The following is a 23,144-nucleotide window of genomic DNA, read 5'->3' as shown; positions in this document are numbered from 1 at the left end:
GAAGTGGTGCGGTGAGAGGAAGTGCGGGCGCCGGGTGCGGGCCGTCCAAGGTCCGGTCCGCACCCGGCTCATGACCGGGGTGTACCGATCGCGGTCACCCCGGGAGGGCGGCTAGCAGCCGCCGTTGACGGTTCGCGCCGAGAAAGCGCTGGCTAGCCAGGAAATGCCGGCGCTCGCGCAGAACGGGCTGGTCGCCGGGGCGTCGGCGGTCGCGGTGGGCTGAAGCTCCTCGGAGTCGGCGTACGCGTCGTAACCGGCGACGAGCTCCATGATCGCGGTGGTCTTCACAAATTCACCTCCTTTGTCGGGTGAGGTCAGGGGTGAGGGGGCGTCGGGCCCCGCTCAGCAGGTGACCTCGTAGGTGGCGCCGCTCGCGGCGCTGATCGAGGCGCCCGCCCAGCTCACGCACTTGGCGGAGCTGGCGCGCGACACGGTGGCGGAGACACAGACCAGGGTGGTGGCCGGGGCGCCCGCGGCGGCGGTGACGTCCAGCTCGTCGGCGTCGGTGTAGGCGCTGTAGCCGGCGACCAGGTCGGTGATGACCGTGCTCTTGTTCTCCATTGCTCGCCCTTTCATCGGGTTCATCGGTTCTGAGCCGCAACCAGGAGGCGCGATCACGCCCCCTGGAAGACACCTCAGCTCCGGGCCCCTGGGGCGTCGCCGTCCTCCGGGGAGTCGGCGTTGCGGGACGGGTCGGCCGGGTCGACGTTGGCCGCGACCAGGCAGTCGTGCAGCACCTGCGGGAGCGTGCCGGGCGCGTCGGCCGTCTCCACCAGGGCCTTCGCCAGCACGCTGGCCCGGTGCTGGCCGAAGCTCAGGCCGTCCATGCCGGGAGAGGGGTCCCGTGGTTCCCAGGCCGTGGCCACGCCGGGGCGCAGCCGCCGGGTGAAGACGGACGTGTCGCCGCCGAGTCCGGGCAGGCCGCCGACGGCATCGGCGATGCCGTCGGCCGCGTGCCGGTCCCGTTCGTCCAGGTAGACGACGAGGGCGTCGCGGCGCGGGTAGAGCAGCGTGCTGGAGACGACCTTCGCCCGGTACGTCACTCCCCGCTCCTCCAGATAGGTGAGCGCGGTGCCCCACACCTCTGGTGCGGCGGTCGGCTCCGTGATGTGCGCGTAGAGCCGCAGCAGATCGGCGGAGCGGTGCGGACGGACGCCCTCGACCAGGAAGAATCCGGGCGAGAGGGCGGGCCGCAGGGGCGTGTTGACGACGCCGACGACGCTGCCCCGGGCGACGGGCCCGTCGGCGCGGATCCGGTCCGCGGGCACCCGGACCCGTACCCCGCCCAGCTCGACCACGTGGGTGTCCGATTCGGTGGCGCGCACCGGGCCGTGCAGGGTGGTCTCCCGATGCGGTACGACCTTCGCGAGGTCCTGCTCGAACGCGGGCTCCCGCAGCCGGAACGGGAGCGGCTCCTGTGTCGACAGCCCCGCGTGCAGCTCCTGGTACAGCGCGTCGGAGAGCAGGCGCCGCAGTTCGCGGGGGGTGTCGGCCTCGATGGTCCGCTCGGCCACGGTGGCCCAGGAGAGGTCGGGGGCCACCTCGACGAGCGCGGCGGCATCGAGCAGCGCGGGGGAGACAGGGCGGTCACTCATGACGTTTCCTCGAATCCGAGAAGGGCGGCGAACTTCCGCGGGGTGATCAGGGCGCCGCGGCCGACTCCCGCCGCGGCCCGCTCGATGCCGGACAGCCGCTGTCCCTGCGCGGCGCCGGCGATGAGCCGGTCGAGCAGGTGCCAGCCGGCGAACGCGGTGGCCCGTACGGGGAACTCCGGATCGACCTCGCGGCAGCCGCGGTAGCCGCGCCAGAAGTCGTGGACCAGGGGGAGCAGCCGCTCCATCTTGGCCACGCCGCGCGTCAGGACCTGCCGATGCGTCAACTCCACGTCGGGGAAGTCCGAGTCGCCGTCACCTCGGTTGGTGACGATGTCCAGGACCGAGCGGTAGAGCCACTCCCCGGCGAAGGCCCCCACGTCCCGGGCCGCGTCGGCGAGCCGGAACTCCTCCCAGTCCGCGATGACGGGGGTCCCGTCCTCGACGATGAGGAGCTGGTCCACGCGCAGATCGCAGTGGGCGGGCACCCGGGGCGCCGCCGCCTCCCACCGGCGCAGAGCCGTCAGGCCCTCGCGGAGCGCCTGGTCGTGCTGCATGAGCCGCCAGGCTTCCAGCTCGGCGAAGCTCAGCTCGTTGAACATGCCCAGCGGCAGCGCGTGCAGCAGACCGGGCTCCGGCATCGGGGGCGGCTCCTCGTCCAGCCCGTCGGCGGGAGTCGGAGAGGCGGCGTGCAGTGCGCCGATCTTCTCGCCGACCACGGTGGCCAGTTCCCCGCCGAAGGTCTCGTCGACCATCAGCTCGGCGCCGCTCCTGGCCTCCACATGGTCGAAGACCACCAGCCCCGCGTCGTCGTCATGGCCGAGTAACGCCGGTACATGGCCGGTGAGTTTGGGGACCCGTCCGACGAAGCGCTCGAAGGCCAGCATGCGACGCATCCGGTCCCGTACGTCCCGCTCCGCGCCGACCAGGTGCTTGACGAACACCCGGCGGCCGGACTCGGTCCGGCCGGACCAGGCGTGGTTGCGGCCGACCGGTGCGGACACCGAATCGCGGTCGAAGACGCCGACGCCGATGCGCCGCAGCAGAAGATCCACATCCGGGAACTGGTCGAGGTCCACCGGACGGAATGTGGGCGGAGCGTCCGCCTTCATATATTCCCCCGTTCAGATTCCTGCCTACGGGGATAAGTATGTCGCGGTGCCATGGGCCGGACCAGCCGTCTTCCGTCGGAATTCACCAGCCGGATGGCGGTAAAAAGCAAAGGAATGATGCCGATCGGCTGGTGCCCTGAAGAAAAGAAATACGGCGGGTCCGGTACGGTCATGCCGTACCGGACCCGCCGTGCTGCGAGAAATGCGAGAAATTGTTTGTCAGGCTGTTTTCAGGGTGTTATCAGGCCGCCGTGGCGGTCGTGGCCGCAGTGGCCGTCGTGGAAGCGGCGGACACGCCGGTGGGCAGGCCCGCCCGATAGGCGATGACCGCCGCTTGGACGCGATTGGTGACGGCGAGTTTGTTCAGGATGTCGCTCACGCAATCCTTGACGGTTCCGGTGCCGAGCATGAGCCGTCGTCCGATGCAGGCGTTGGACAATCCCTCGGCGATCATCGCCAGCACCTCGTGCTCGCGCGCGCTCAGCGACGCGGTCATGCGGCGCGCCTTCAGGACGGCGTCCGCGTGGTGCACGTCGTCCTCCAGCTCCGCCATCAGCGTCGAGGTGGCCAGGGTGGACAGTACGGTGTTGCCGACCGCGAGGGCGCGGACGGACGCCAGCAGTTCCTCGGGCCCGGTGTCCTTGAGTAGACAGCCCGCCGCCCCCATGCGCAGCGCGGTGAAGACGGACTTGTCGACCGCGGGGGAGGACAGCACCGCCACCCGCGGCGGATCGGCCAGGTCGAGCAGCTCGCGCAGGAGCGCGAAGCCGTTCGTGACCCGGGTGCCGATGTCGAGCAGGACGACGTCCGGGCGGCTGCGCCGCGCCTCCGCGAGCGCCTCGGCGCCACCCGCGACCCTGGCCTCCAAGTCGTCGGCGGACTCGATGATCATCTGCAGTCCGGCCCGCAACAGGGGTTCGTCGTTGACGATGAGAGTGAGGGTCACGATCGGCTCCTGGAAGCTCGCTTGCTCATCGCCACCTGCGCGAGAAAGGCCCCGGCGATGACGGCCAGGGAAACCCAGACGGCGTGGTCGGAAATGGTTTCGGCCAGGTCGACCGCCGGCTTCCCGATGGCGTATCCGAGGCCCGTGAACAGTCCGGTCCAGGCCAGCGTGCCGATCAGGTTGAGCACCAGGAAGGTGACGAGCCCCATCCCCGCCCAGCCCGCCGAGGCGAACGCGAGCGGGCCCGGCACCAGCGGAAGCGGCGCCAGGACGACGGCCGCCCCGATGATCCATCGGCGGGCCGGGGTGTCCTGGGCGAGCGGATGGCGGCGCTTCGTACCGCCCTCCTCGGGCGGCGTGCCGGACAGCAGCCGTACCAGGTTCCTCCCCCACAGCCGGCCGGCCAGCCAGAACACCCAGACGAACTTCATCACCCCGAAGACGCCCGCGGCCACGGCCAGCGCGAGTGGCGCGTCACCGACGCGGGCGAATGCCCCGGCGATGGTCATCGAGGTCTGGGTGCCGGTCAACGCTTCCAGCAGGACCGGGTGCGTTCCGATGAGCCAGGGTTTGAGCGGCCACATCGCGAACGAGTAGGCGAAGACCAGCCACATGGCGTACCAGCAGAACAGGTCCTTCGACGTGGGTGCCCCTCCCCAGGGCAGCCAGGGCTTGTCCAAAGGACGAGAATTGCGGGTGCGATCGGTCTGGGTCTCGGTTTTCAAGCGGGACCTCCCGTGCAATCTGCGTTTCTTTTCCGAGCCGAATCCGTGGAATTCCCGTGAAGGATGGAACGGGATACGGACCGCATGAGTGCGCGCCATGGCGTCGATCGCCATGGCGTCGGGGGTCATCGGCGGATGAAAGCCGCCTCGAAAGGTCGCAGAATGCTGCTTGCGATGCCACTCGTCATGCCACTGTCGAAACGGTGTGCACGCATAGGTTCCCCCGCCTTTGCGTAAATCCTGATGTAGTGGTCGCCGCACTCGGCAGCGACAAAGATCATCGCATGATCGAAGCCGGGTATCAACCTCCTTCGCCGAGTGGGCGGGTGTTCAGCCGACCGGCTGGTGAGATCAGTCGGTCGGCAGGAAAGAGGAGCGGGAAGGTGGGGAATGGTCCGCGTGGCACCCGTCGCAGCCTGTTCGCTTTTCCCCTGAATGGCTTGCTCTTTACCCTTTCGCGGTGATGGTCGGGGCGGGATCCGGGGCGCCAAACCACTTGCCACACTGGACAGTGGTCTGCGATGCTTTCCAGCATGGAAAGTACTTCGGGCAACTCCGCCAGCATGGACCCCCGTTCGGCGCGCGCCGCCCTGGACGACGTCGACGCCTCCCGGGTGCGGGTGGCGGACCATGTCTCCGCACCGTGGTGGTACCACTGGGGGCTGGGGGCCGCTCTCGCCCTCGTCTTCCTTTCGATGAGTTTGCGCATCGCCTCGTGGGCGGGCGCCGCCCTGGTCCTCGCGGTGCTCGGTCTCGAGTGGGCTGTCCGCCGGGTGACGGGGGTCTCCTTCGAGCGCTTCACGGCCACGCCGGGAGCCGGGCGGCTCTACGGCGCGTACCTGGTGGCCTTCGTCCTGCTCGCCGCGGCCGGGATGGCGCTGGAGTGGGCGGCCGACGTGCGCTTCGCGATCGCCGGGGCCGGGCTGGTGATCGGCGCGCTCGCCGTCGCCGTCGGCTACCGCGTCGACGCGGCGGCGCGCAGGGACCTGCGGGCCGGGCGATGACCGACGCCGCCTTCGACGAGCTGATCCACGCGCCGAACCGGCTTCAGATCTGCACCATGCTCGCGGCCGTCGACGCCATGGAGTTCTCCGTGGTCCGCGAGGCGCTGAGCGTGAGCGACTCGGTGCTCAGCAAGCACGTCAAGGTGTTGCAGGGGGCCTCGTACCTCACGGTCGAGAAGGTGCGCGGGAAGTCCTACCCGCGCACCAGGCTCGCCCTCACCCCCGAAGGGCGGCGGGCCGTCGCCGGGCACATCGCCGAGCTGCGGCGCATCGTCGAGCTGGCGGAGGCGGACGGATAGGGAGCGGATTTCCCTCAGCGGGATGGATGACGTAGAGTTGCATTCAACGGCGCGGGGTGGAGCAGCTCGGTAGCTCGCTGGGCTCATAACCCAGAGGTCGCAGGTTCAAATCCTGTCCCCGCTACTCGAAAACGAGGGCCCGGCATCAGAAATGGTGCCGGGCCCTCGTGATTTCGGTGGTCGTACCGTGATCCGTATGACTGATCCTGACGTGGTGCCGGTCCGCCGCTTCTGGCAGGGGCTCGGGCTGCCCGGACTCATCGACGTGCATACGCACTTCATGCCGAAGAACGTCCTGGACAAGGTCTGGGCGTACTTCGACGCCGCCGAGCCGATGGTGGGCATCGCCTGGCCCATCACCTACCGGGAGGGCGAGGACGAACGGCTCGCGCTCATACGGGAGTTCGGGGTGCGGGCCTTCACCTCGATGGTCTACCCCCACAAGCCCGGCATGGCGGCGTGGCTGAACGAGTGGGCGGCCGGGTTCGCGGCCCGTACGCCCGACTGTCTGCACACCGCGACCTTCTTCCCGGAGCCGGGCGCGGAGGAATACGTGCGCGGGGCGCTGGACGGCGGGGCGCGGGTGTTCAAGGCGCATGTGCAGGTGGGGGCGTACGACCCGAACGACGCGCTGCTCGACCCCGTGTGGGGGATGCTCGCCGACGCCCGTACGCCCATCGTCATCCACTGCGGTTCGGGCCCGGCGCCCGGCAAGCACACCGGCCCCGAACCGGTGGCCCGGCTGCTGGCCCGGCACCCCCGGCTGCGGCTGGTCGTCGCGCACATGGGGCTCCCGGAGTACGCGGACTTCCTGGGGCTCGCCGAGCGGTACGAGGGGGTGCACCTGGATACGACGATGGCCTTCACCGACTTCACCGAGCGCAACTGGCCGTTCCCGCCGGAGGAGCGGGGGCGGCTCGGCGCGCTGGGCGACCGGGTGCTGTTCGGGAGCGACTTCCCCAACATCCCGTACGGATACGGGCACGCCCTGGAGGCGCTGACCCGGCTGGACCAGGACGACGCGTGGCTGCGGGGGGTGTGCTGGGGGAACGCGGCCCGGTTGTTCGGCCTGTGACACCCCCCGCTACCCGGTGCGTCAGCGGCTGGCCAGGGGAAGGGCCTCGGCCAGGGCGCGCCACTCCTCGCGGGGGAGGTCGCTGAACGGGTCCTCGGTCACCACCTGGACCGCCAGGTGGTCCGCGCCCGCCTCCAGGTACGTGTCGACGCGGCGCCGGATCGCCTCCGCGTCGCCGAGCGCGAAGACCGACGTCAGGAGGCGCTCGCTGCCGCCGTCCGCGAAGTCCTGCTCCTCGAAGCCCAGCCGCAGCAGGTTGTTGGTGTAGTTGGGCAGCTTCAGGTACATGGACAGGTAGTCGCGGGCGATGGTGCGGGCGCGGTCGGGGTCGGTGTCGAGGACCACCTTGAGGTCCGGGGCGAGCAGGGCGCCGTCGCCCAGGATCTCCCGCGCCTCGGCCGTGAACTCCGGGGTGACCAGGTACGGATGGGCACCGGCGGCGCGGTCGCGGGACAGCTCCAGCATCTTCGGGCCGAGGGCGGCCAGCACCCGCCGGGACGCGGGGACCGGGATCGGGGCGGTGTCCAGGGCGGTCAGATACTCCCGCATCGCCGAGTACGGCCGCTTGTACCGCTCACCGGCGAGCGCGCTGTGGCTGACGCCGAGGCCCAGGACGAAACGGCCCTTGTGGGCGGCGTCGATGGCGGCGTACCGGTCGGCGACCTGGGCCGCCTCGTGGTCCCAGATGCTGAGGATGCCGGTCGCGACGGTGATCCGGTTGGTGGCCTGGAGGAGGGTCGCGGCCTGGTCCGCGCTGGGACTGCCGCCGAACCAGAGGGCGTCGTAGCCGAGCGTCTCCAGCTCGGCCGCCGCCTCGCTGACCTCCTGCGCGGAGCGGGACTCCGTGACGCGCAGGGCCGCGGTCCAGATGCCGATCTTGCCGAGGGCGGGGTGAGTAGCCATATCCTCGCGAACCGGAGGGTGGATCCGGCTATTCCCGGCCGGTCAGCGGTTCACCCAGATGGGGGCTCGGGGGCTCCGTGGGCTCCCGTGGGCTCCGGGGATCGGGCTCCCGGGGGCCGTTCTCGGGGCCACAGGATTCTCAGGTTATTCACAGGTAGCCGAAAGGAACCTCTCAGACCGTCGCCGGAAGCTGACGTTCATGATGGCGACCTCGCCCCATGGGCGTACCGAGCTGCTGCGACCCGACGGAAGCCCCGTCCGGGTGCTGGTTGTGGACGACGAGTCGGCCCTCGCCGACCTGCTGTCGATGGCCCTGCGCTACGAGGGCTGGGAGGTGCGGACGGCGGGCGACGGCGCCGAGGCGATCCGTACGACCCGTGAGCTGCGCCCGGACGCGGTCGTCCTCGACGTCATGCTGCCCGACATGGACGGGCTCACCGTCCTGGGCCGGTTGCGCCGCGAGCTGCCCGAGGTGCCGGTGCTGTTCCTGACCGCGCGGGACGCGGTCGAGGACCGGATCGCCGGGCTGACGGCGGGCGGCGACGACTACGTCACCAAGCCGTTCAGCCTGGAGGAGGTCGTCGCCCGGCTGCGCGGACTGCTGCGCAGGTCGGGGGCGGCGGCCGCGCGCAGCGAATCAGTGCTGGCGGTCGGCGACCTGGTGCTGGACGAGGACAGCCACGAGGTGTCGCGGGCGGGTCAGGAGATCCATCTGACCGCGACCGAGTTCGAGCTGCTGCGCTATCTGATGCGCAATCCGCGCCGGGTGCTCAGCAAGGCGCAGATCCTGGACCGGGTGTGGAGTTACGACTTCGGCGGCCAGGCCAACGTCGTCGAGCTGTACATCTCGTATCTGCGGCGCAAGATCGACGCCGGCCGCAGCCCGATGATCCACACCCGGCGCGGCGCCGGGTATCTGATCAAGCCCGGGGAGTAGACACCGTGGCGCACCCCCAGACCCCGCCCCCCGCACGGCCGTCCCGTGCCAGGAAGGACTCCCGGGCGGCCGCCCGGCGGCCCTGGTCGCTGCGGACCCGCCTGGTCGTCTCGGCGGTGTCGCTGATCGCCGTGGTCTGCGCGGTGATCGGCACGGTCACGACGATCGCCCTGAAGTCGTACCTGGAGGGCCAGGTCGACAACGATCTGCGCTCGTCGGCGGGCGGCGCCATGCGCAAGGTGGGCGAGCAGCCGAACCCGGCCGACCCGCGCTCCCCGGAGAGCAGCATCTTCTTCCTCAACGGGCCCGGGCAGCCGATCGGAACCGCGGGGGCGCGCCTCGGGGTGAACGGCAAGGCGATCCAGTCCGGGAAGAGCAACGACGAGCCCATGCTGCCGGACTTCTCGAACGCCGCGCAGCGGGTCGACAAGCTGACCAGCGCCCAGGAGAAGGCGCTCACCGCCATCCCCCTCGACGACAAGGTGCACGCCGTCGATCTGCCCGGCCTCGGCAGCTACCGGGCGGTGGCCAAGTGGAATCCGAGGGACGGCGGGATCATCATGGCCTTCCCGCTCAACCAGACCCAGGACACCGTCAACACCCTCATCCTGGTCGAGGTCTGCGTCGCCGCCGCCGGGCTGGTCGCGGCCGGGCTCGCCGGGGCCACCATGGTCGGCATCTCGCTGCGCCCGCTGCGCCGGGTCGCCGCGACCGCGACCCGGGTCTCGGAACTGCCGCTGCACAGCGGCGAGGTGGCGCTGCGGGAGCGGGTCCCGGCCTCCGAGGCCGATCCGCGGACCGAGGTCGGCCAGGTCGGGGCGGCGCTCAACCGCATGCTCGGGCACATCGAATCGGCGCTGGCGGCCCGCCAGGAGAGCGAGACGCGGGTACGGCAGTTCGTCGCCGACGCCAGCCATGAGCTGCGGACCCCGCTCGCCTCGATCCGCGGCTACGCCGAGCTGACCCGGCGCGGCCGCGAGGACATCGGGCCCGACACCCGGCACGCGCTGGGCCGGGTGGAGTCCGAGGCCGGGCGGATGACCGGGCTGGTGGAGGATCTGCTGCTGCTGGCCCGGCTGGACGCCGGGCGGCCGCTGGAGTACGCCGAGGTGGACCTGTCCCCGCTGGTGGTGGACGCGGTCAGCGACGCGCGGGCGCTCGGATCCGACCACCGGTGGCGGCTGGAGCTGCCCGACGAACCCGCGCTCGTCCAGGGCGACTCGGCGCGGCTGCACCAGGTCCTGGTCAACCTGCTGGGCAACGCCCGTAACCACACCCCGGCGGGGACGACCGTCACCGCGCGGGTGCTGTGGGGCGGGCCGCACGCCTCGCCGCGCCCGTCGCCGTACCTGGCGCCGTACGGGATGGTGCACGGCCCGTCGTACGGGTCGGGGAACGGTTCGGGTAACGGCAACGGCTTCGGGCCCGGTTCGCCGTACGCCTTCGGCCATGACGCGGCGCCCGGGCCGCCCGGAAGCAACGGCTCCGGCAACCCCTACGCGGCGCCGTACGGCTCCCCGTACGCCATGGCGCGGGCCGCGCACCCCGGCACCTACGGGCCGCCGCAGCCGCCCTCGTATCTCTCGCTGCAGATCGAGGACGACGGGCCCGGCATCCCGCCCGACCTCCTGCCGCACGTCTTCGAGCGCTTCGCGCGCGGTGACGCCTCGCGCTCGCGCACCGCGGGCAGCACCGGTCTTGGGCTGGCCATCGTGCACGCGGTGGTCGCCGCGCACGACGGCCATGTGACCGTGGACAGCGTGCCGGGGCGGACCGTGTTCGGCGTCCATCTCCCTGTTCACCTGGGCGTAACGCACTCACAGCCAGGCCACAGGCTGACCACACAGCCGTGACAGCGCCGCTCGCGAATGTCGTTCCATGCGAACCGACACCCCTCTCGAGGCGCCGCCCGAGACACCCCTGCAGACCTTGCCCGCGCGTCGGCACATCGTGGTCGACCGCAGCCGCCCGGTGCTCGACGTCGTGATCCCCGTCTACAACGAGGAGGCGGACCTTGAGCGGTGTGTGCGGCGGCTGCACGACCATCTGACGCGGACCTTCCCCTACCGCTTCCGGATCACCATCGCGGACAACGCCAGTACGGACCGCACGCCCCATGTGGCGGCCTACCTGGACGACACCGTCGAGGAGGTGACGGCGGTCCGGCTGGACCAGAAGGGGCGCGGGCGGGCGCTGCGCACCGTGTGGACGCTGTCCGAGGCGCCGGTGCTCGCGTACATGGACGTCGATCTGTCGACCGATCTGAACGCGCTGTTTCCGCTGGTGGCCCCGCTGATCTCCGGTCACTCGGACCTGGCGATCGGGTCGCGGCTGGCGCGCAGCTCGCGCGTCGTACGGGGCACCAAGCGGGAGTTCATCTCGCGCGCGTACAACCTGATCCTGCGAGGCAGCCTGGCGGCCCGGTTCTCGGACGCCCAGTGCGGCTTCAAGGCGATCCGCAAGGACGTCGCGGAGCGGCTGCTGCCGATGGTCGAGGACACCGGGTGGTTCTTCGACACCGAGATGCTGGTGCTGGCCGAGCGGGCGGGGCTGCGCATCCACGAGGTGCCGGTGGACTGGGTCGACGACCCGAACAGCACGGTGCACATCGTGAAGACGGCCACCGACGACCTGAAGGGCGTCTGGCGGGTGGGGCGCGCGCTGGCCACCGGCGCGCTCCCGCTGGACCGGCTGCGCCGCCCGTTCGGTGACGATCCGCGCGACCGGGAACTGAGCGGGGTGCCGGGCGGACTGGCCCGGCAGCTCGTCGGGTTCTGCGTGGTGGGCGGGCTGTCCACGCTCGTCTATCTGGCGCTGTATACGCTCTTCCGGCTCGGTACGGGCCCGCAGGTGGCCAACGCGCTGGCGCTGCTGCTGTCCGCGCTCGGCAACACCGCGGCCAACCGGAGGCTCACCTTCGGCGTACGCGGACGGGACCGGGCGATCCGTCACCAGGCGCAGGGGCTGGTCGTCTTCGGCATCGGTCTCGTGCTGACCAGCGGCTCCCTGGCCGCCCTCGACACCGCCCCCGGCTCCCCCTCGCACGGCACCGAACTCGCCGTGCTCATCGCGGCCAACCTCGCCGCCACTGTTCTGCGCTTCCTGCTCTTCCGGGCCTGGGTCTTCCCCTCGGACAGCGGGGCCACCTCCGACGACGACCCGAGGATCAACCGATGACGACGCACGACTACGGCACCCGGGAAGCCGGTCCGCCGCCCCTGCCTGCCGCTCCTCCCGCTCCCCCTGCTCCTGCCGCCGCGCCCGCCGCTCCCGGTGGCTCGCGTCTGGCGCGGGCGTGGCGGGGCCGTCCGGAGGATCCCCGCTGGGCGCGGCCCGCGCTGTGGGCCCTGCTGGCCGTGACCACCGTGCTCTATCTGTGGAGCCTGGGCGCCTCCGGCTATGCGAACCAGTTCTACTCGGCCGCCGTGCAGGCGGGCAGCGAGAGCTGGAAGGCGTTCTTCTTCGGCTCCTCGGACGCCGCGAACTCCATCACCGTCGACAAGCCCCCGGCCGCGCTGTGGCCGATGGCCCTCGCGGTGCGCGTCTTCGGCCTCTCCTCCTGGGCGATCCTGGTCCCGGAGGCGCTGATGGGCGTCGCGACGGTCGGGGTGCTCTACGCGGCCGTACGCCGCAGGTTCAGCGCGGCCGCCGGGCTTATCGCGGGCGGCGTGCTCGCGGTGACCCCGGTCGCGGCGCTGATGTTCCGCTTCAACAACCCCGACGCGCTGCTGTGCCTGCTGATGGTCGCGGCCGTCTACTGCGTGCTGCGCGCGCTGGAGGACGCCCGGACGAAGTGGCTGGTGCTGGCCGGGATCTGCTTCGGCTTCGGCTTCCTCACCAAGACGCTCCAGGCGTGGCTGATCCTGCCGCCGCTCGCGGTGGTGTACGCGGTGTGCGCCCCGGCGAAGCTCGGCCGCCGGATCGGTCAACTGCTGCTCGCGGGGCTCGCGATGGTGGTCTCCGGCGGCTGGTGGGTCGCGATCGTGGAGCTGTGGCCCGCGTCGTCGCGGCCGTACATCGGCGGCTCGCAGAGCAACAGCTTCCTGGAGCTGACCTTCGGCTACAACGGCCTCGGCCGGATCAACGGCAACGAGACCGGCAGCGTCGGCGGCGGCGGTCGCGGTGGTGGCGGCGGTGGCGGCGGGATGTGGGGCGAGACCGGTATCGACCGGCTCTTCGGCTCCGACATGGGCGGTCAGATCGCCTGGCTGCTGCCCGCCGCGTTCATCCTGCTGGTGGCGGGGGTCTGGCTGACCTGGCGGGCCAAGCGGACGGACACCCGGCGCGCGGCGTTCCTGGTGTGGGGCGGCGCGATGCTGATCACGTTCGCGACGTTCAGCTTCATGTCCGGGATCTTCCACCAGTACTACAACATCGCCCTCGCGCCGTACATCGCGGCGATCGTGGGCATGGGCGCGACGATGCTGTGGGAGCGGCGGGGGCAGACCGAGGGCCGCGTCGGCACCGTGGCCTCGGTGGTGCTCGCCGTCACGGCCGCGATCACGGCCTACTGGTCGTACGTGCTGCTGGGCCGGTCCGCGGACTGGCACCCGTGGCTGCGCTGGGCGGTGCTGATCGCGGGTCTGGCGGCCGCGGTGGGGCTGCTGTTCGCGGCGCGGCTGGGACGGAACCTCGCGCTGGGCGTGGCCGCGCTCGGTCTCGCGGCGGCGCTGGCCGGGCCGGTGGCGTACACGCTGAACACGGTGGAGACGCCGAAGGGCGGCTCGATCATCACGGCCGGTCCGACGGTGTCGGGCGGCATGGGCGGCGGACCTGGTGGCGGTCGCCCCGGCGGCGGCCGCATGGGCGGCCCGCCGGGAATGCAGGGCGGTCAGCAGGGGCAGGGCCAGCAGGGCCAGGCCCAAGGCCAGGGACAGCAGGGCATGCCCGGCGGCGGTCCCGGCGGTGGCGGCTTCCCGGGCGGCGGCCAGCCGCAGCAGAACGGCAACGGAAACGGCAACGGGAACGCCAACGGCAACGGGAACGGAAACGCCCAGGGCCAGGGCCAAGGCCAGCAGAGGCAGAACCAGGGCCAGAACGGTCAGCCCGGCATGATGCCCGGCGGCATGGGCGAAGGCGGCCGCCGTGGCATGGGCGGTGGCGGCATGGGCGGGCTGCTCAACGGCCAGCAGGTCAACGCCAAGGTGAAGGCGAAGCTGGAGAAGAACGCCGACGACTACACCTGGGTCGCGGCGGCCATCGGCTCGCAGAACGCCGCGAGCTACCAGCTCGCCACCCAGAACCCGGTCATGGCCATCGGCGGCTTCAACGGCAGCGACCCGTCGCCGACTCTCGCCCAGTTCAAGGAGTACGTGAAGCAGGGGAAGATCCACTACTTCCTCTCCTCGGGCAACGGCATGGGCGGCGGCCCGGGCGGTGGCAGCAATGGCACCTCCTCCAAGATCACGACCTGGGTCGAGGCGACCTACAAGAAGGTCACCGTGGGCAGCACCACGCTCTACGACCTGACGCAGAAGAAGTCCTCCAGCTGACGCCGGAGTCCCGTCGATACGGGCCGGTGGCCGGGTTCCCCCCGAGGCCACCGGCCCGTACCCGTATGGGCGGGCGCAGGGGCGCGGAAATTCGCTGTACGCCGTACAGTGGAATTTGTACGGTGTACAGCAAACGCGGAGCCATGCACCGCACACACGTCTCCCTGGAGTGCCCATGACGGCCCAGACCGCCGATACCGGACCCCCCGCCGCCCCACCAGCCACCACCTCCGGCAGCCATCCCCAGCGCTGGCTGATCCTCGCGGTGATCTGCCTCGCCCAGCTCACCGTGTTGCTGGACAACACGATCCTCAACGTGGCGGTCCCCTCGCTCTCCCGGGAGATGGACGCGACCACCGCCGACATCCAGTGGATGATCAACGCCTATTCGCTGGTCCAGTCCGGGCTGCTGCTCAGCGCGGGCAGCGCCGCCGACCGCTACGGGCGCAAGAAGATGCTGATCGCGGGTCTCGCCCTGTTCGGGGTTGGCTCGCTGATCGCGTCCGTGGCACAGGACGCCGGACAGCTCATCGCCGCCCGCGCCGGGATGGGGATCGGCGGCGCGCTGCTCATGACCACGACGCTCGCCGTCGTGGTGCAGATCTTCGACGACGCCGAGCGGACCAAGGCGATCGGCGTGTGGGGCGCGGTCAGCTCGCTCGGCTTCGCCGCGGGCCCGCTCATCGGCGGCAGTCTGCTGGAGCACTTCTGGTGGGGCTCGATCTTCCTCATCAACCTCCCGGTCGCCCTGCTCGGCATCGTCGCCGTGGTCTGGCTCGTCCCCGAGTCCAAGAACCCGACCGGCGACCGGCCCGATCTGCTGGGCGCGCTGCTGTCCACGGTCGGCATGACCGGGGTGGTCTTCGCCATCATCTCCGGGCCCGAGCACGGCTGGACCTCGAACCGGGTGCTGCTGTCGGCCTTCGTCGGCGTCGCCGTGCTGGCCGGGTTCGCGCTGTGGGAGCGTCATATCCCGTATCCGATGCTGGACATGCACTTCTTCCGCAACCGCTCCTTCGTGGGCGCCGTCGCGGGCGGCATCCTCGTCGCGTTCGGCCTGGCCGGTTCGCTCTTCCTGCTCACCCAGCATCTGCAGTTCGTACTCGGCTACGACGCGCTGGACGCGGGGCTGCGCACCGCGCCGCTCGCCCTGGTGATCGTGGCGCTCAACCTCACCGGCTTCGGGGCCCGGCTGCTGCCGAAGCTCGGCACGCCGATGATGATCGCCACCGGTATGGGGATGCTCGCGGTCGGTCTCGCGCTGATCGCGGTCCTCGGCGCGGACGGCTACGGCGGGATGCTGCTGGGACTCGTGGTGATGGGGACCGGGATCGCGTTCGCCATGCCCGCGATGGCGAACGCCGTCATGTCGGCGATCCCGCCGGAGAAGGCCGGGGTGGGCGCGGGGGTCAACGGCACCCTCAACGAATGCGGCAACGGGCTCGGCGTCGCGGTCCTGGGCGCGGTGCTGAACTCCCGCTTCGGCACGCTGCTGCCCGCGGTCGCGGCCGGAGCGGGCTCGCTCCCGGCCGCTGTCGCCGCGGCCCGCACCCCCGAGGAGCGGGAGGCCGTCATGGACGCCTTCGCCTCCGGGGTGGAGACCAGCCAGCTGGTGGGCGCTGCGGCCGTGTTCGCCGGTGGTGTGCTGGCCGGGCTGCTGCTCCGCCGGGCCGAGCGATCTTCACAGACGGCTCCGGCGGCATAGCATCGGACATGTATGACCCGTCGCGCATCGTGTCCGCCGGATACGCGGCAGCAGCGCAGCGCAGAAGGAGAGCCGCCATGGCAACCGGCAGCCGTGTCACCCGCCCACGGTCCAGCGTCTGGCTCTCCGAGCGCAAAGCCCCCAAACGCAAGGGCGATCAGCAGCCGGTCGGCCTCGACCATGTGAAGATCATCGCGGCGACCGTCCGGCTGCTGGACGCCGAGGGGCTCGCGGGCTTCTCCATGCGCCGGCTGGCGGCGGATCTGGGCGTCACCGCGATGTCGGTCTACTGGTACGTGGAGACCAAGGACCAGCTGCTCGAACTCGCCCTCGACGCCGCCATGGGAGAGGTCGCACTCCCCCCGGAGGCCGTCCAGCCCACCGGGGAGCGGGAACACCCGGCCGCCGAGGGCCGGGACTGGCGCGAGCAGCTGCGCCAGCTCGCCTCCGAATACCGTCTGCTGCTGGTGCGCCACCCCTGGCTGTCCCCGCTGATGGGGGAGTACTTCAACATCGGGCCGAACGCGATGGCCTTCTCCAGAGCCGCCCAGCGGGTGATGCACAACAGCGGGCTGCCGGACGAGAAGATCACCAGCGCGCTCTCCCTCGTCTACCAGTTCGTCTACGGCTTCAGCACCATCGAGGGCCGCTTCTCCGCCCGCTGCCGGGCGGCGGGGGTCTCCCAGGACGAGCTGCTGCACGAAGTGATGAGCGCGGTCGAGGACCGCCCGGAGTTCGACGAATCGCGCAAGAACATGGAAGCGCGCGGCGGACAGACCGTCGAGGAGATGCGCGACCGGGACTTCACCATGGCCCTGGACTTCGCGATCGCCGGTATCGAGGCCCTGCGGAACACCCCCTAGCCCGCGCCCGCGCGCGGGCGGCGCGGTGGTCATGCCGCCGCCGGAAGCTCCTCGCCCTGGACGGCCTGTATGTCCAGCTCCACCCGCAGAGTGGTACCGATCGCCGCGATGCCCGCCGCGACCACCTGGTTGTAGTTCATCGCGAAGTCCTCGCGGCGCAGCTCCGCGGTCGCCCGGAAGGCCGCCCGCACTCCGCCCCAGGGGTCGGGGCCGGTGCCCAGGTAGGTGAGGTCCAGATCCACCGCCCGCACCACACCGTGCATGGACAGCTCACCGTGGACCGTCCACCGGTCAGGACCGGCCGCGCTCAGATGGGTGCTCTGGTAGGTGAGCACCGGGAACTGCTCCACGTTCAGGAAGTCGGGCGACTTCAGATGGCCGTCCCGCATCTCGTTCCCGGTGTCGATGCTGGCCGCCTGGATCACCGCCTCGACCCGCGACTTCTCGATGTCCTCGGCGATCTCGATCCGCCCGCCGAAGTCCGTGAACCGCCCGTGCACACTGGAGATCCCCAGGTGCTGCGCGGTGGCGCCCACCGTCGAATGCGCCGGATCCAGCGTCCACGCGCCGGGCGGCGGCAGCTCCACCCCGCCCTGCCGGGCCAGCACCAGCGTGCCCACATCGGCGCGCCCCGCCGCCGTGACGATCGACGTCGAGGCCACCGGTGCGTACCCCACCGCGGTGGCGATGATCGTGTACGGACCGGGCGGCAGCGGCTCCGCGCTGCGCACCGAGCCGTCCTCGGCGGCCTGGGCGCGCAGCACCTGCCCGCCCGTCATATCCGTGACGGTCAGCACCGCGTGCTGCACCGCCCATCCGTCGCGGGTGAGGATCCGGGCCCGCAGCCCCGCTCCCCCGCCTGCTCCTGCCCCAGTCGTCGTCATGCCGCCTGTCGTCTCCTGCTCCCGTGGTGCTGTGATGTGCCGCGCCCGGACCCGGGCAGCGGTGTGAGGCCGTCCCCTGCCTGATGTACACCGCTGCCCCGATCCGGGTTCCGGGTCCGGCGGAATTCCCGCCGCCCGGGTCCGGGGCCGGGGCGTGTCTCCGCTCTTCGCACGCCCCGGCCCCGGAGTTCTCAGTCGCCGGGGTGGGCGAGTTCGACGTCGTGTGCGTCGATCCCGTGCCCGGCGACCGTCAGGTTGCCCGCGACCGGCGGGTAGCCGCTCGCGATGACCGTGTAGTCGCCCGCGTCCAGGTCGGTGAAGGCGTACGCGCCGTCCTCACCGGTGGTGGAGGTGGCGACCACATTCCCGGCCGCGTCGACCAGCGTCACCCGCGCGTCCGGCAGCGGGCGGCGGTCGGCCCCGGCCCGTACGGTGCCCTGCACCCGGGCACCGGCCTGCAGCGCGATCTCCAGCCGGGTCAGGCCCTGGGAGCCGACCTCGACGGGCAGCGCGGCGGGCCGGTAGCCGGGCGCGTTCACCGCGACCGTGAAGGTTCCGGCGATCAGCTCCTCGAAGCTGAACTCGCCGCGCTCACCGGTCTTGCCGGTGGCCAGCACCTCACCGCGGACATCGGTGACCACGACCATCGCCGCGTCCACCGGCTGCCCGTCGTCGGCGCCGCGCACGGTGCCCACGAGCCCGCTGGTGGCCGACAGCACGATGTCGAAGCCGAGCGGTTCGTCGCCGACGACGACCGTGGAGGCCTGCGGCTGGTGGCCGTCGGCGGCCGCGATCAGCACGTACGAGCCGGAGCCCGGGGCGTCCAGGGCGTACGAGCCGTCGGTGTGCGCCACCGAACGGCCGAGCTGCCGTCCGGCGAGCGAGATCAGCGTCACCGCGGCGCGCGGCACGGCGCCGCCGTCCGCGTTCCGCACGAAGCCGTGCACGCCCTGCCGGGGCTGGTGTCCGGACCCGCCGTCACCGGCCGAGGCGAACGCGGCCAGGCGCTGCGGGGCGACCGTGGCGGCCGGTGCGCGGCCGGAGTCGGAGGTGGACAGATCGGCGGACGGGGCGCCCACCAGGGCGGGCTCCCGCTCCTCGATCCGGTCGGGACCGGTCTCCGCGACGGCAGCGGCGGTCGCGGTGGCCGCGACAGTCACGTCGTTCGCGGGGGCGGTCGCCGGGGCGGCGGCTTCGGCGGACGCTTGCGAGCCCGAGTTGGTACGCAGCGCGACCTCCTTGATGAAGAGGGTGAGCAGGAAGGCGAGGAACGCGGCCGGAGCGGCGAACAGGAAGACGTCCGCGACACCGTGCCCGTAGGCGCTCTCCATGATCGAACGCAGCGGCTCCGGGAGCTTGTCCAGATCGGGGATGCCGCCTCCGGTGCTGCCGCCCGCCTTCTGGGCCAGCGCCGCGCCCTTGGGGCCGAGGTCGGTCAGGCCGTCCTTGACGTAGTCGGAGACCCGGTTGCCGAGCACCGCGCCGAGCGCCGAGACGCCGACCGCACCGCCCAGCGAACGGAAGAAGGTGACGACGGCGCTGGCCGCGCCGAGGTCCTGCGGAGCCACCTGGTTCTGGGTGGCCAGCACCAGGTTCTGCATCATCATGCCGATGCCGAGGCCCATGAGCGCCATGTAGATCGCCAGGTGCCAGTACGGGGTGTCGTACCGCATCGTGCCGAGCAGGCCGAGGCCCGCGGTCAGCAGCGCGCCACCGCTGACCAGCCACACCTTCCAGCGGCCGGTCTTGGTGATGATCTGGCCGGAGAGGGTCGAGGAGACGAACAGGCCGCCGATCATCGGGATGGTCATGACGCCGGACATCGTGGGCGTCTTGCCGCGCGCCAGCTGGAAGTACTGGCTGAAGAAGACGGTTCCGGCGAACATCGCCACACCGACGAAGAGGGACGCCAGCGAGGCCAGGGTGATCGTCTTGTTGCGGAACAGCCGCAGCGGGATGATCGGCTCGGTCGCCTTGGACTCGATCAGCATGAAGATCAGGCCGAGGGCGATCGCACCGCCGACCATCGCGTAGGTCTGCCAGGAGATCCAGTCGTACTTGTCACCCGCGAAGGTGACCCACAGCAGCAGGAGCGAGACGGCGGCGCTGATGAAGAGCGCGCCCGCCCAGTCGACCTTGACGTCCCGCTTCACGACCGGGAGCTTCAGGGTCTTCTGCAGCACGATCAGCGCGATGACCGCGAACGGCACGCCGACGTAGAAGCACCAGCGCCAGCCCAGCCAGTCGGTGTCGGTGATGACGCCGCCCAGCAGCGGACCGCCGACGGTCGCGACGGCGAAGGTCGCGCCCAGGTAGCCGCTGTACCGGCCGCGCTCGCGCGGGGAGATCATCGCGGCCATGACGATCTGGGCGAGCGCGGAGAGTCCGCCGACGCCGACGCCCTGGACGACACGGCACGCGATCAGCATGCCGGTGTTCTGCGACAGGCCCGCGACGACCGAGCCCCCGACGTAGATCAGCAGGGCTATCTGGACCAGCAGCTTCTTGCTGAACAGGTCGGAGAGCTTGCCCCACAGCGGAGTGGCGGCCGTCATGGACAGCAGCGCGGCGGTGACGACCCAGGTGTACGAGGACTGGCTGCCGTGGAGGTCGGCGATGATCTCGGGGAGCGCGTTGGAGACGATCGTCGACGACAGGATCGCGACGAACATCCCGAGCAGCAGCCCGGACAGCGCTTCCATGATCTGCCGGTGGGTCATCGGTGCCGCGTCGTCGGCACCGTGACCGTGGGGGCCGTGGTGTCCTCCTCCGCCATGCTTGGCGTGGGCGGGGCCGCCCGCGGGTCCCCGCACACCGCCGTCCGGTGTGGTCGTTGCCATGAATGTCCTTAACTTTGCGAAGGTGTACGGGTAGTGCTTTCGGCCTGGTGCGGCAGGAGCCGGTGCCGGGTGTCACCGAAGCTCGTCCGCAGCCGGGCCAGAAGTTCGTTGAGGCGGCCGACGTCGTCGTCCGACCAGTCGCTCAGACGGCACGCGAGCGCGTCCGTGTAGCGCTCGGACACCTGGCTGAGCAGTTTCAATCCGCTGGCGTTGATGCTCAGCAGCCGTGAGCGCCGGTCGAGCACGTCGGGCGTGCGATCCACCCAGCCGCGATCGACGACATGGGCCACATGGCGACTGGTGACCGACATGTCGATGCCGAGCAGCTCGGCCAGTTTGCTCATGCGCATCTCGCCGTAGCGGTCGAGGAGCATGAGGACGACGGCCGAGCCGGCCGGGCAGTCGGCCGGGAGGGCCCGGCCGAGGTCGCGCTTGACGGTGCCGATGGCGCTGAGCTGACGGGCCAGCTCTTCGTACTGGCTCTGCGCTGCCATCGCACCTCCTTGACTTTAGGTTGCTTTAGGCAACCATAGAAGAAGTTAGTTGCTACAGGCAAATGACAGGGTGGGTTGGGGCGGTAAATTCCCCTTAAAGGCTTGTCCTCTTGTCAGTCAAATGGGGGCCTTGAGGTGTGTGGTGCCTCGTGTGACCCAGGGGTGGGCGGGAATCCGCTCGTTCGCTAGGGTCTGGGCCCATGGCGAACAACCCGCAGAGCCCTAACGGCAACCCCGATCCGGCCGGATCCACTCAGATGTTCCGTGCGTTCGTCGACGAGGGCGGACGGCAGCCGCAGACGGCCGCCCCGGCGAGCGGTGGCTCGCGGGTCGGCGTGATCGTCGGCGTGGTCGCCGCGATCGTCATCGTCGCGGCGGTGGCCTGGCTGGCGCTGGGCTGACCGGCCCGTCCGTTCAGGACGCCCGCGGCTCGGTCTCCCGGGGCTTCGAGGACGCCGAGGCCTTCGGGGATTCCGAGGGCTTCGGGGGTTTCCAGGGCTTCCAGTCGACGGAGATGTCCCGGGTCTCGATGTGCATCCCCAGCGGGACCCGCCAGGCGTCCACGCACACCTTCCAGGTCCGCTCCCGCTTCTGACCCGCGCCGATCGGCGCGGGCAGCTTCCTCTTCGATTCCAGCGTCGCCCAGTCGAGGCCGAGCGTGTCGATGACGTGGGTCGACAGCGTCACCGTGCCCGAGATGACGGGCAGTCCACCGGTGTTGCGGAACTCGACCGTCACCTTCTCGCACCAGCGCTCGTCGGTCGCCTCGCGCTCGGGGGCGCCGACCTTCAGGGCGGCCGGTCCGCTGGGCGTGGACGGGGTGGAGGGTGCGGGAGACGTGGTGCCGGATGAGGGCGAGGGCGCGGGCTCGTCGTTCGTACGTCCGCCAGTGGGGCTCGTAGCGCCGCCGCCGCCCGCTTCGCCGGTGCCCGGTGGGCTGGTGGCGGCCGAGGGCCGCTGGGGTGACGGTGCGGCGGGCGAGGGCGTGCCGGACCCGGTGGTCGGGGGCGCGCTGCCGTGGGCTCCGCCCGTACCGGCCCTCTCCGGTGACCCGCTCCCTCTGTTCTTCCCGGCGGTGTTCTTCCTGTTCGTGCCGCCGCCGTCCTGATCGAGCGGCACCAGGTCCACGCCGCCCTCCGGGGGGACGGCCTTCGTCGGGGCCCGCCCGTCGCCGGGACCGGCCGCCCCGGTCGCGACATGGCCGCCGCCGTCTCCGGCGCAGCCGCTGAGTAGTGCGCCCAGGCACAGCGCGGCCGCCGAGGCGGCGATTGCCGTGCCTCGGCGGCCCGTTGTCCGGCTCCCCGCTGGTCGCATCGGGCCAGTGTGGCTGACGGCCCGTCAGGAGTACAGGGTCAGTCCGCGATGAGTCCCTCGCGCAGCTGGGCCAGGGTCCGGGTGAGCAGCCGGGAGACATGCATCTGGGAGATCCCGACCTCCTCGCCGATCTGGGACTGCGTCATGTTGGCGAAGAAGCGGAGCATGATGATCTGGCGCTCGCGCGGGGGCAGTTTGGCGAGGAGCGGCTTGAGCGACTCGCGGTACTCCACCCCCTCCAGGGCGCTGTCCTCGTACCCGAGCCGGTCGGCCAGGGAGCCCTCGCCGCCCTCGTCCTCTGGGGAGGGGGAGTCCAGCGAGGACGCGGTGTAGGCGTTGCCCACCGCGAGCCCGTCGACCACGTCCTCCTCGGAGACGCCGAGGGCCGTGGCCAGCTCGGGGACGGTCGGGGAGCGGTCGAGCTTCTGGGCCAGTTCGTCGCTGGTCTTGGTCAGCGCCAGCCGCAGCTCCTGCAGCCGCCGCGGCACCCGCACCGACCAGCTGGTGTCGCGGAAGAAGCGCTTGATCTCGCCCACGACGGTCGGCATCGCGAACGTGGGAAACTCCACGCCCCGTTCGCAGTCGAAACGGTCGATCGCCTTGATCAGACCGATCGTGCCGACCTGGACGATGTCCTCCATCGGCTCGTTGCGGCTGCGGAACCGGGCCGCCGCGTAGCGAACCAGCGGCAGGTTCAGCTCGATGAGGGTGTCACGTACATACCCGGCTTCCTCGCTGTCCCGGTCGAGTGCGGCAAGCCGCAGGAAGAGGGAGCGAGAGAGGGTGCGGGTGTCGATGGCGTCGCAGTCGTCAAGCACGTGCGGTGCGTCGTTGGTGAGCACCTTCGAGCTGCCCAGTTCTACGGACATGCCACCCCCTTGAGGTCGCGGACGGATCCCAGTTGCGCTCTCCGCGTTCAAACGCAGCCTTCCCCTGAATACCGGAGGTCGGGCCGCGGC

The 23,144-nt window shown here is 71.1% G+C and carries 22 protein-coding genes and 1 tRNA gene; 11 read left to right on the top strand and 12 right to left on the bottom strand.

Features of this window, described 5'->3' with window-relative positions; genetic code table 11:
• Positions 1-111: 111 nt before the first annotated feature.
• From ACWC5C_RS29810 to ACWC5C_RS29785, 6 genes are all read right to left on the bottom strand, one after another.
• Positions 112-288, bottom strand: a complete 177-nt coding sequence (locus ACWC5C_RS29810; protein WP_450880378.1) for an LxmA leader domain family RiPP — start codon at positions 286-288, stop codon at positions 112-114.
• Between the two features lie 54 nt (positions 289-342).
• The gene (locus tag ACWC5C_RS29805; RefSeq protein ID WP_450880376.1) at positions 343-561 is read right to left on the bottom strand and encodes an LxmA leader domain family RiPP; all 219 of its coding nucleotides are present in this window, start codon (positions 559-561) and stop codon (positions 343-345) included.
• A 74-nt stretch (positions 562-635) separates the two neighbouring features.
• Positions 636-1,595: a T3SS effector HopA1 family protein gene (locus ACWC5C_RS29800; protein WP_450880374.1), complete on the bottom strand. Its 960-nt coding sequence runs from the start codon at positions 1,593-1,595 to the stop codon at positions 636-638.
• Positions 1,592-2,671 (bottom strand): class V lanthionine synthetase subunit LxmK, encoded by a 1,080-nt coding sequence (gene lxmK / locus ACWC5C_RS29795; RefSeq protein WP_450880372.1) that lies wholly within the window; start codon positions 2,669-2,671, stop codon positions 1,592-1,594. Before lxmK ends, ACWC5C_RS29800 begins: the two co-directional genes overlap by 4 nt.
• Positions 2,672-2,945: 274 nt before the next feature.
• Entirely contained in the window at positions 2,946-3,650 is a 705-nt protein-coding gene (locus tag ACWC5C_RS29790) for a response regulator (RefSeq protein WP_450880370.1), read from the bottom strand.
• Positions 3,647-4,504 carry a DedA family protein gene (locus tag ACWC5C_RS29785; RefSeq protein ID WP_450880368.1) on the bottom strand — a complete coding sequence of 286 codons (858 nt, stop codon included), beginning with the start codon at positions 4,502-4,504 and terminating at the stop codon, positions 3,647-3,649. The genes ACWC5C_RS29790 and ACWC5C_RS29785 overlap by 4 nt, the downstream gene beginning before the upstream one ends.
• 404 nt (positions 4,505-4,908) lie before the next feature.
• Between ACWC5C_RS29785 and ACWC5C_RS29780 the strand changes: the two genes are divergently transcribed.
• The 4 genes from ACWC5C_RS29780 (at position 4,909) to ACWC5C_RS29765 (ending at position 6,753) form a co-directional block, all read left to right on the top strand.
• Positions 4,909-5,379: a hypothetical protein gene (locus tag ACWC5C_RS29780; protein WP_450880366.1), complete on the top strand. Its 471-nt coding sequence runs from the start codon at positions 4,909-4,911 to the stop codon at positions 5,377-5,379.
• Positions 5,376-5,678 carry a transcriptional regulator gene (locus tag ACWC5C_RS29775; protein ID WP_450880364.1) on the top strand — a complete coding sequence of 101 codons (303 nt, stop codon included), beginning with the start codon at positions 5,376-5,378 and terminating at the stop codon, positions 5,676-5,678. Before ACWC5C_RS29780 ends, ACWC5C_RS29775 begins: the two co-directional genes overlap by 4 nt.
• Before the next feature lie 50 nt (positions 5,679-5,728).
• Positions 5,729-5,802: transfer RNA gene (locus ACWC5C_RS29770), tRNA-Met, on the top strand.
• Positions 5,803-5,874: 72 nt separating this feature from the next.
• Positions 5,875-6,753: an amidohydrolase family protein gene (locus ACWC5C_RS29765; RefSeq protein WP_450880362.1), complete on the top strand. Its 879-nt coding sequence runs from the start codon at positions 5,875-5,877 to the stop codon at positions 6,751-6,753.
• A 21-nt stretch (positions 6,754-6,774) separates the two neighbouring features.
• Here the strand turns inward: ACWC5C_RS29765 and ACWC5C_RS29760 are convergent, their stop codons facing one another.
• A complete protein-coding gene (locus tag ACWC5C_RS29760; RefSeq protein ID WP_450880360.1) occupies positions 6,775-7,656 on the bottom strand; it encodes an LLM class F420-dependent oxidoreductase in 882 nt (293 codons plus the stop codon).
• A 199-nt stretch (positions 7,657-7,855) separates the two neighbouring features.
• Between ACWC5C_RS29760 and ACWC5C_RS29755 the strand changes: the two genes are divergently transcribed.
• The 6 genes from ACWC5C_RS29755 (at position 7,856) to ACWC5C_RS29730 (ending at position 16,653) form a co-directional block, all read left to right on the top strand.
• On the top strand, positions 7,856-8,593 hold the full coding sequence (locus tag ACWC5C_RS29755; RefSeq protein WP_039938430.1) for a response regulator transcription factor: 738 nt from the start codon (positions 7,856-7,858) through the stop codon (positions 8,591-8,593).
• 89 nt (positions 8,594-8,682) lie between these two features.
• Complete coding sequence (locus tag ACWC5C_RS29750; protein WP_450880575.1) at positions 8,683-10,446, top strand: sensor histidine kinase; 1,764 nt, start codon at positions 8,683-8,685, stop codon at positions 10,444-10,446.
• 25 nt (positions 10,447-10,471) lie between these two features.
• Positions 10,472-11,770: a glycosyltransferase gene (locus ACWC5C_RS29745; RefSeq protein ID WP_450880358.1), complete on the top strand. Its 1,299-nt coding sequence runs from the start codon at positions 10,472-10,474 to the stop codon at positions 11,768-11,770.
• The gene (locus ACWC5C_RS29740; protein ID WP_450880356.1) at positions 11,767-14,085 is read left to right on the top strand and encodes an ArnT family glycosyltransferase; all 2,319 of its coding nucleotides are present in this window, start codon (positions 11,767-11,769) and stop codon (positions 14,083-14,085) included. Before ACWC5C_RS29745 ends, ACWC5C_RS29740 begins: the two co-directional genes overlap by 4 nt.
• 175 nt (positions 14,086-14,260) lie before the next feature.
• Complete coding sequence (locus tag ACWC5C_RS29735) at positions 14,261-15,790, top strand: MFS transporter (RefSeq protein WP_450880354.1); 1,530 nt, start codon at positions 14,261-14,263, stop codon at positions 15,788-15,790.
• A 77-nt stretch (positions 15,791-15,867) separates the two neighbouring features.
• Positions 15,868-16,653, top strand: a complete 786-nt coding sequence (locus tag ACWC5C_RS29730) for a TetR/AcrR family transcriptional regulator (protein ID WP_450880352.1) — start codon at positions 15,868-15,870, stop codon at positions 16,651-16,653.
• Between the two features lie 29 nt (positions 16,654-16,682).
• On the opposite strand, the gene ACWC5C_RS29725 is transcribed toward ACWC5C_RS29730, so the two are convergent.
• From ACWC5C_RS29725 to ACWC5C_RS29715, 3 genes are all read right to left on the bottom strand, one after another.
• Complete coding sequence (locus ACWC5C_RS29725; RefSeq protein WP_450880350.1) at positions 16,683-17,537, bottom strand: YceI family protein; 855 nt, start codon at positions 17,535-17,537, stop codon at positions 16,683-16,685.
• A gap of 191 nt (positions 17,538-17,728) precedes the next feature.
• On the bottom strand, positions 17,729-20,377 hold the full coding sequence (locus tag ACWC5C_RS29720; RefSeq protein WP_450880348.1) for an MFS transporter: 2,649 nt from the start codon (positions 20,375-20,377) through the stop codon (positions 17,729-17,731).
• An 8-nt stretch (positions 20,378-20,385) separates the two neighbouring features.
• Entirely contained in the window at positions 20,386-20,871 is a 486-nt protein-coding gene (locus tag ACWC5C_RS29715; protein WP_450880346.1) for a MarR family winged helix-turn-helix transcriptional regulator, read from the bottom strand.
• 200 nt (positions 20,872-21,071) lie between these two features.
• Between ACWC5C_RS29715 and ACWC5C_RS29710 the strand changes: the two genes are divergently transcribed.
• Positions 21,072-21,272, top strand: a complete 201-nt coding sequence (locus ACWC5C_RS29710) for a hypothetical protein (RefSeq protein WP_385436137.1) — start codon at positions 21,072-21,074, stop codon at positions 21,270-21,272.
• Positions 21,273-21,285: 13 nt separating this feature from the next.
• Here the strand turns inward: ACWC5C_RS29710 and ACWC5C_RS29705 are convergent, their stop codons facing one another.
• Both ACWC5C_RS29705 and ACWC5C_RS29700 read right to left on the bottom strand, forming a co-directional pair.
• The gene (locus ACWC5C_RS29705) at positions 21,286-22,185 is read right to left on the bottom strand and encodes a hypothetical protein (protein WP_450880344.1); all 900 of its coding nucleotides are present in this window, start codon (positions 22,183-22,185) and stop codon (positions 21,286-21,288) included.
• Between the two features lie 38 nt (positions 22,186-22,223).
• Complete coding sequence (locus ACWC5C_RS29700; RefSeq protein WP_450880342.1) at positions 22,224-23,054, bottom strand: RNA polymerase sigma factor SigF; 831 nt, start codon at positions 23,052-23,054, stop codon at positions 22,224-22,226.
• Positions 23,055-23,144 lie beyond the last annotated feature (90 nt).

It is taken from the genome of Streptomyces sp. NPDC001700 (assembly GCF_053596435.1).
The sequence above is the reverse complement of the archived record's forward strand: the minus strand, read 5'-3'. Positions and strand labels throughout refer to the sequence as shown.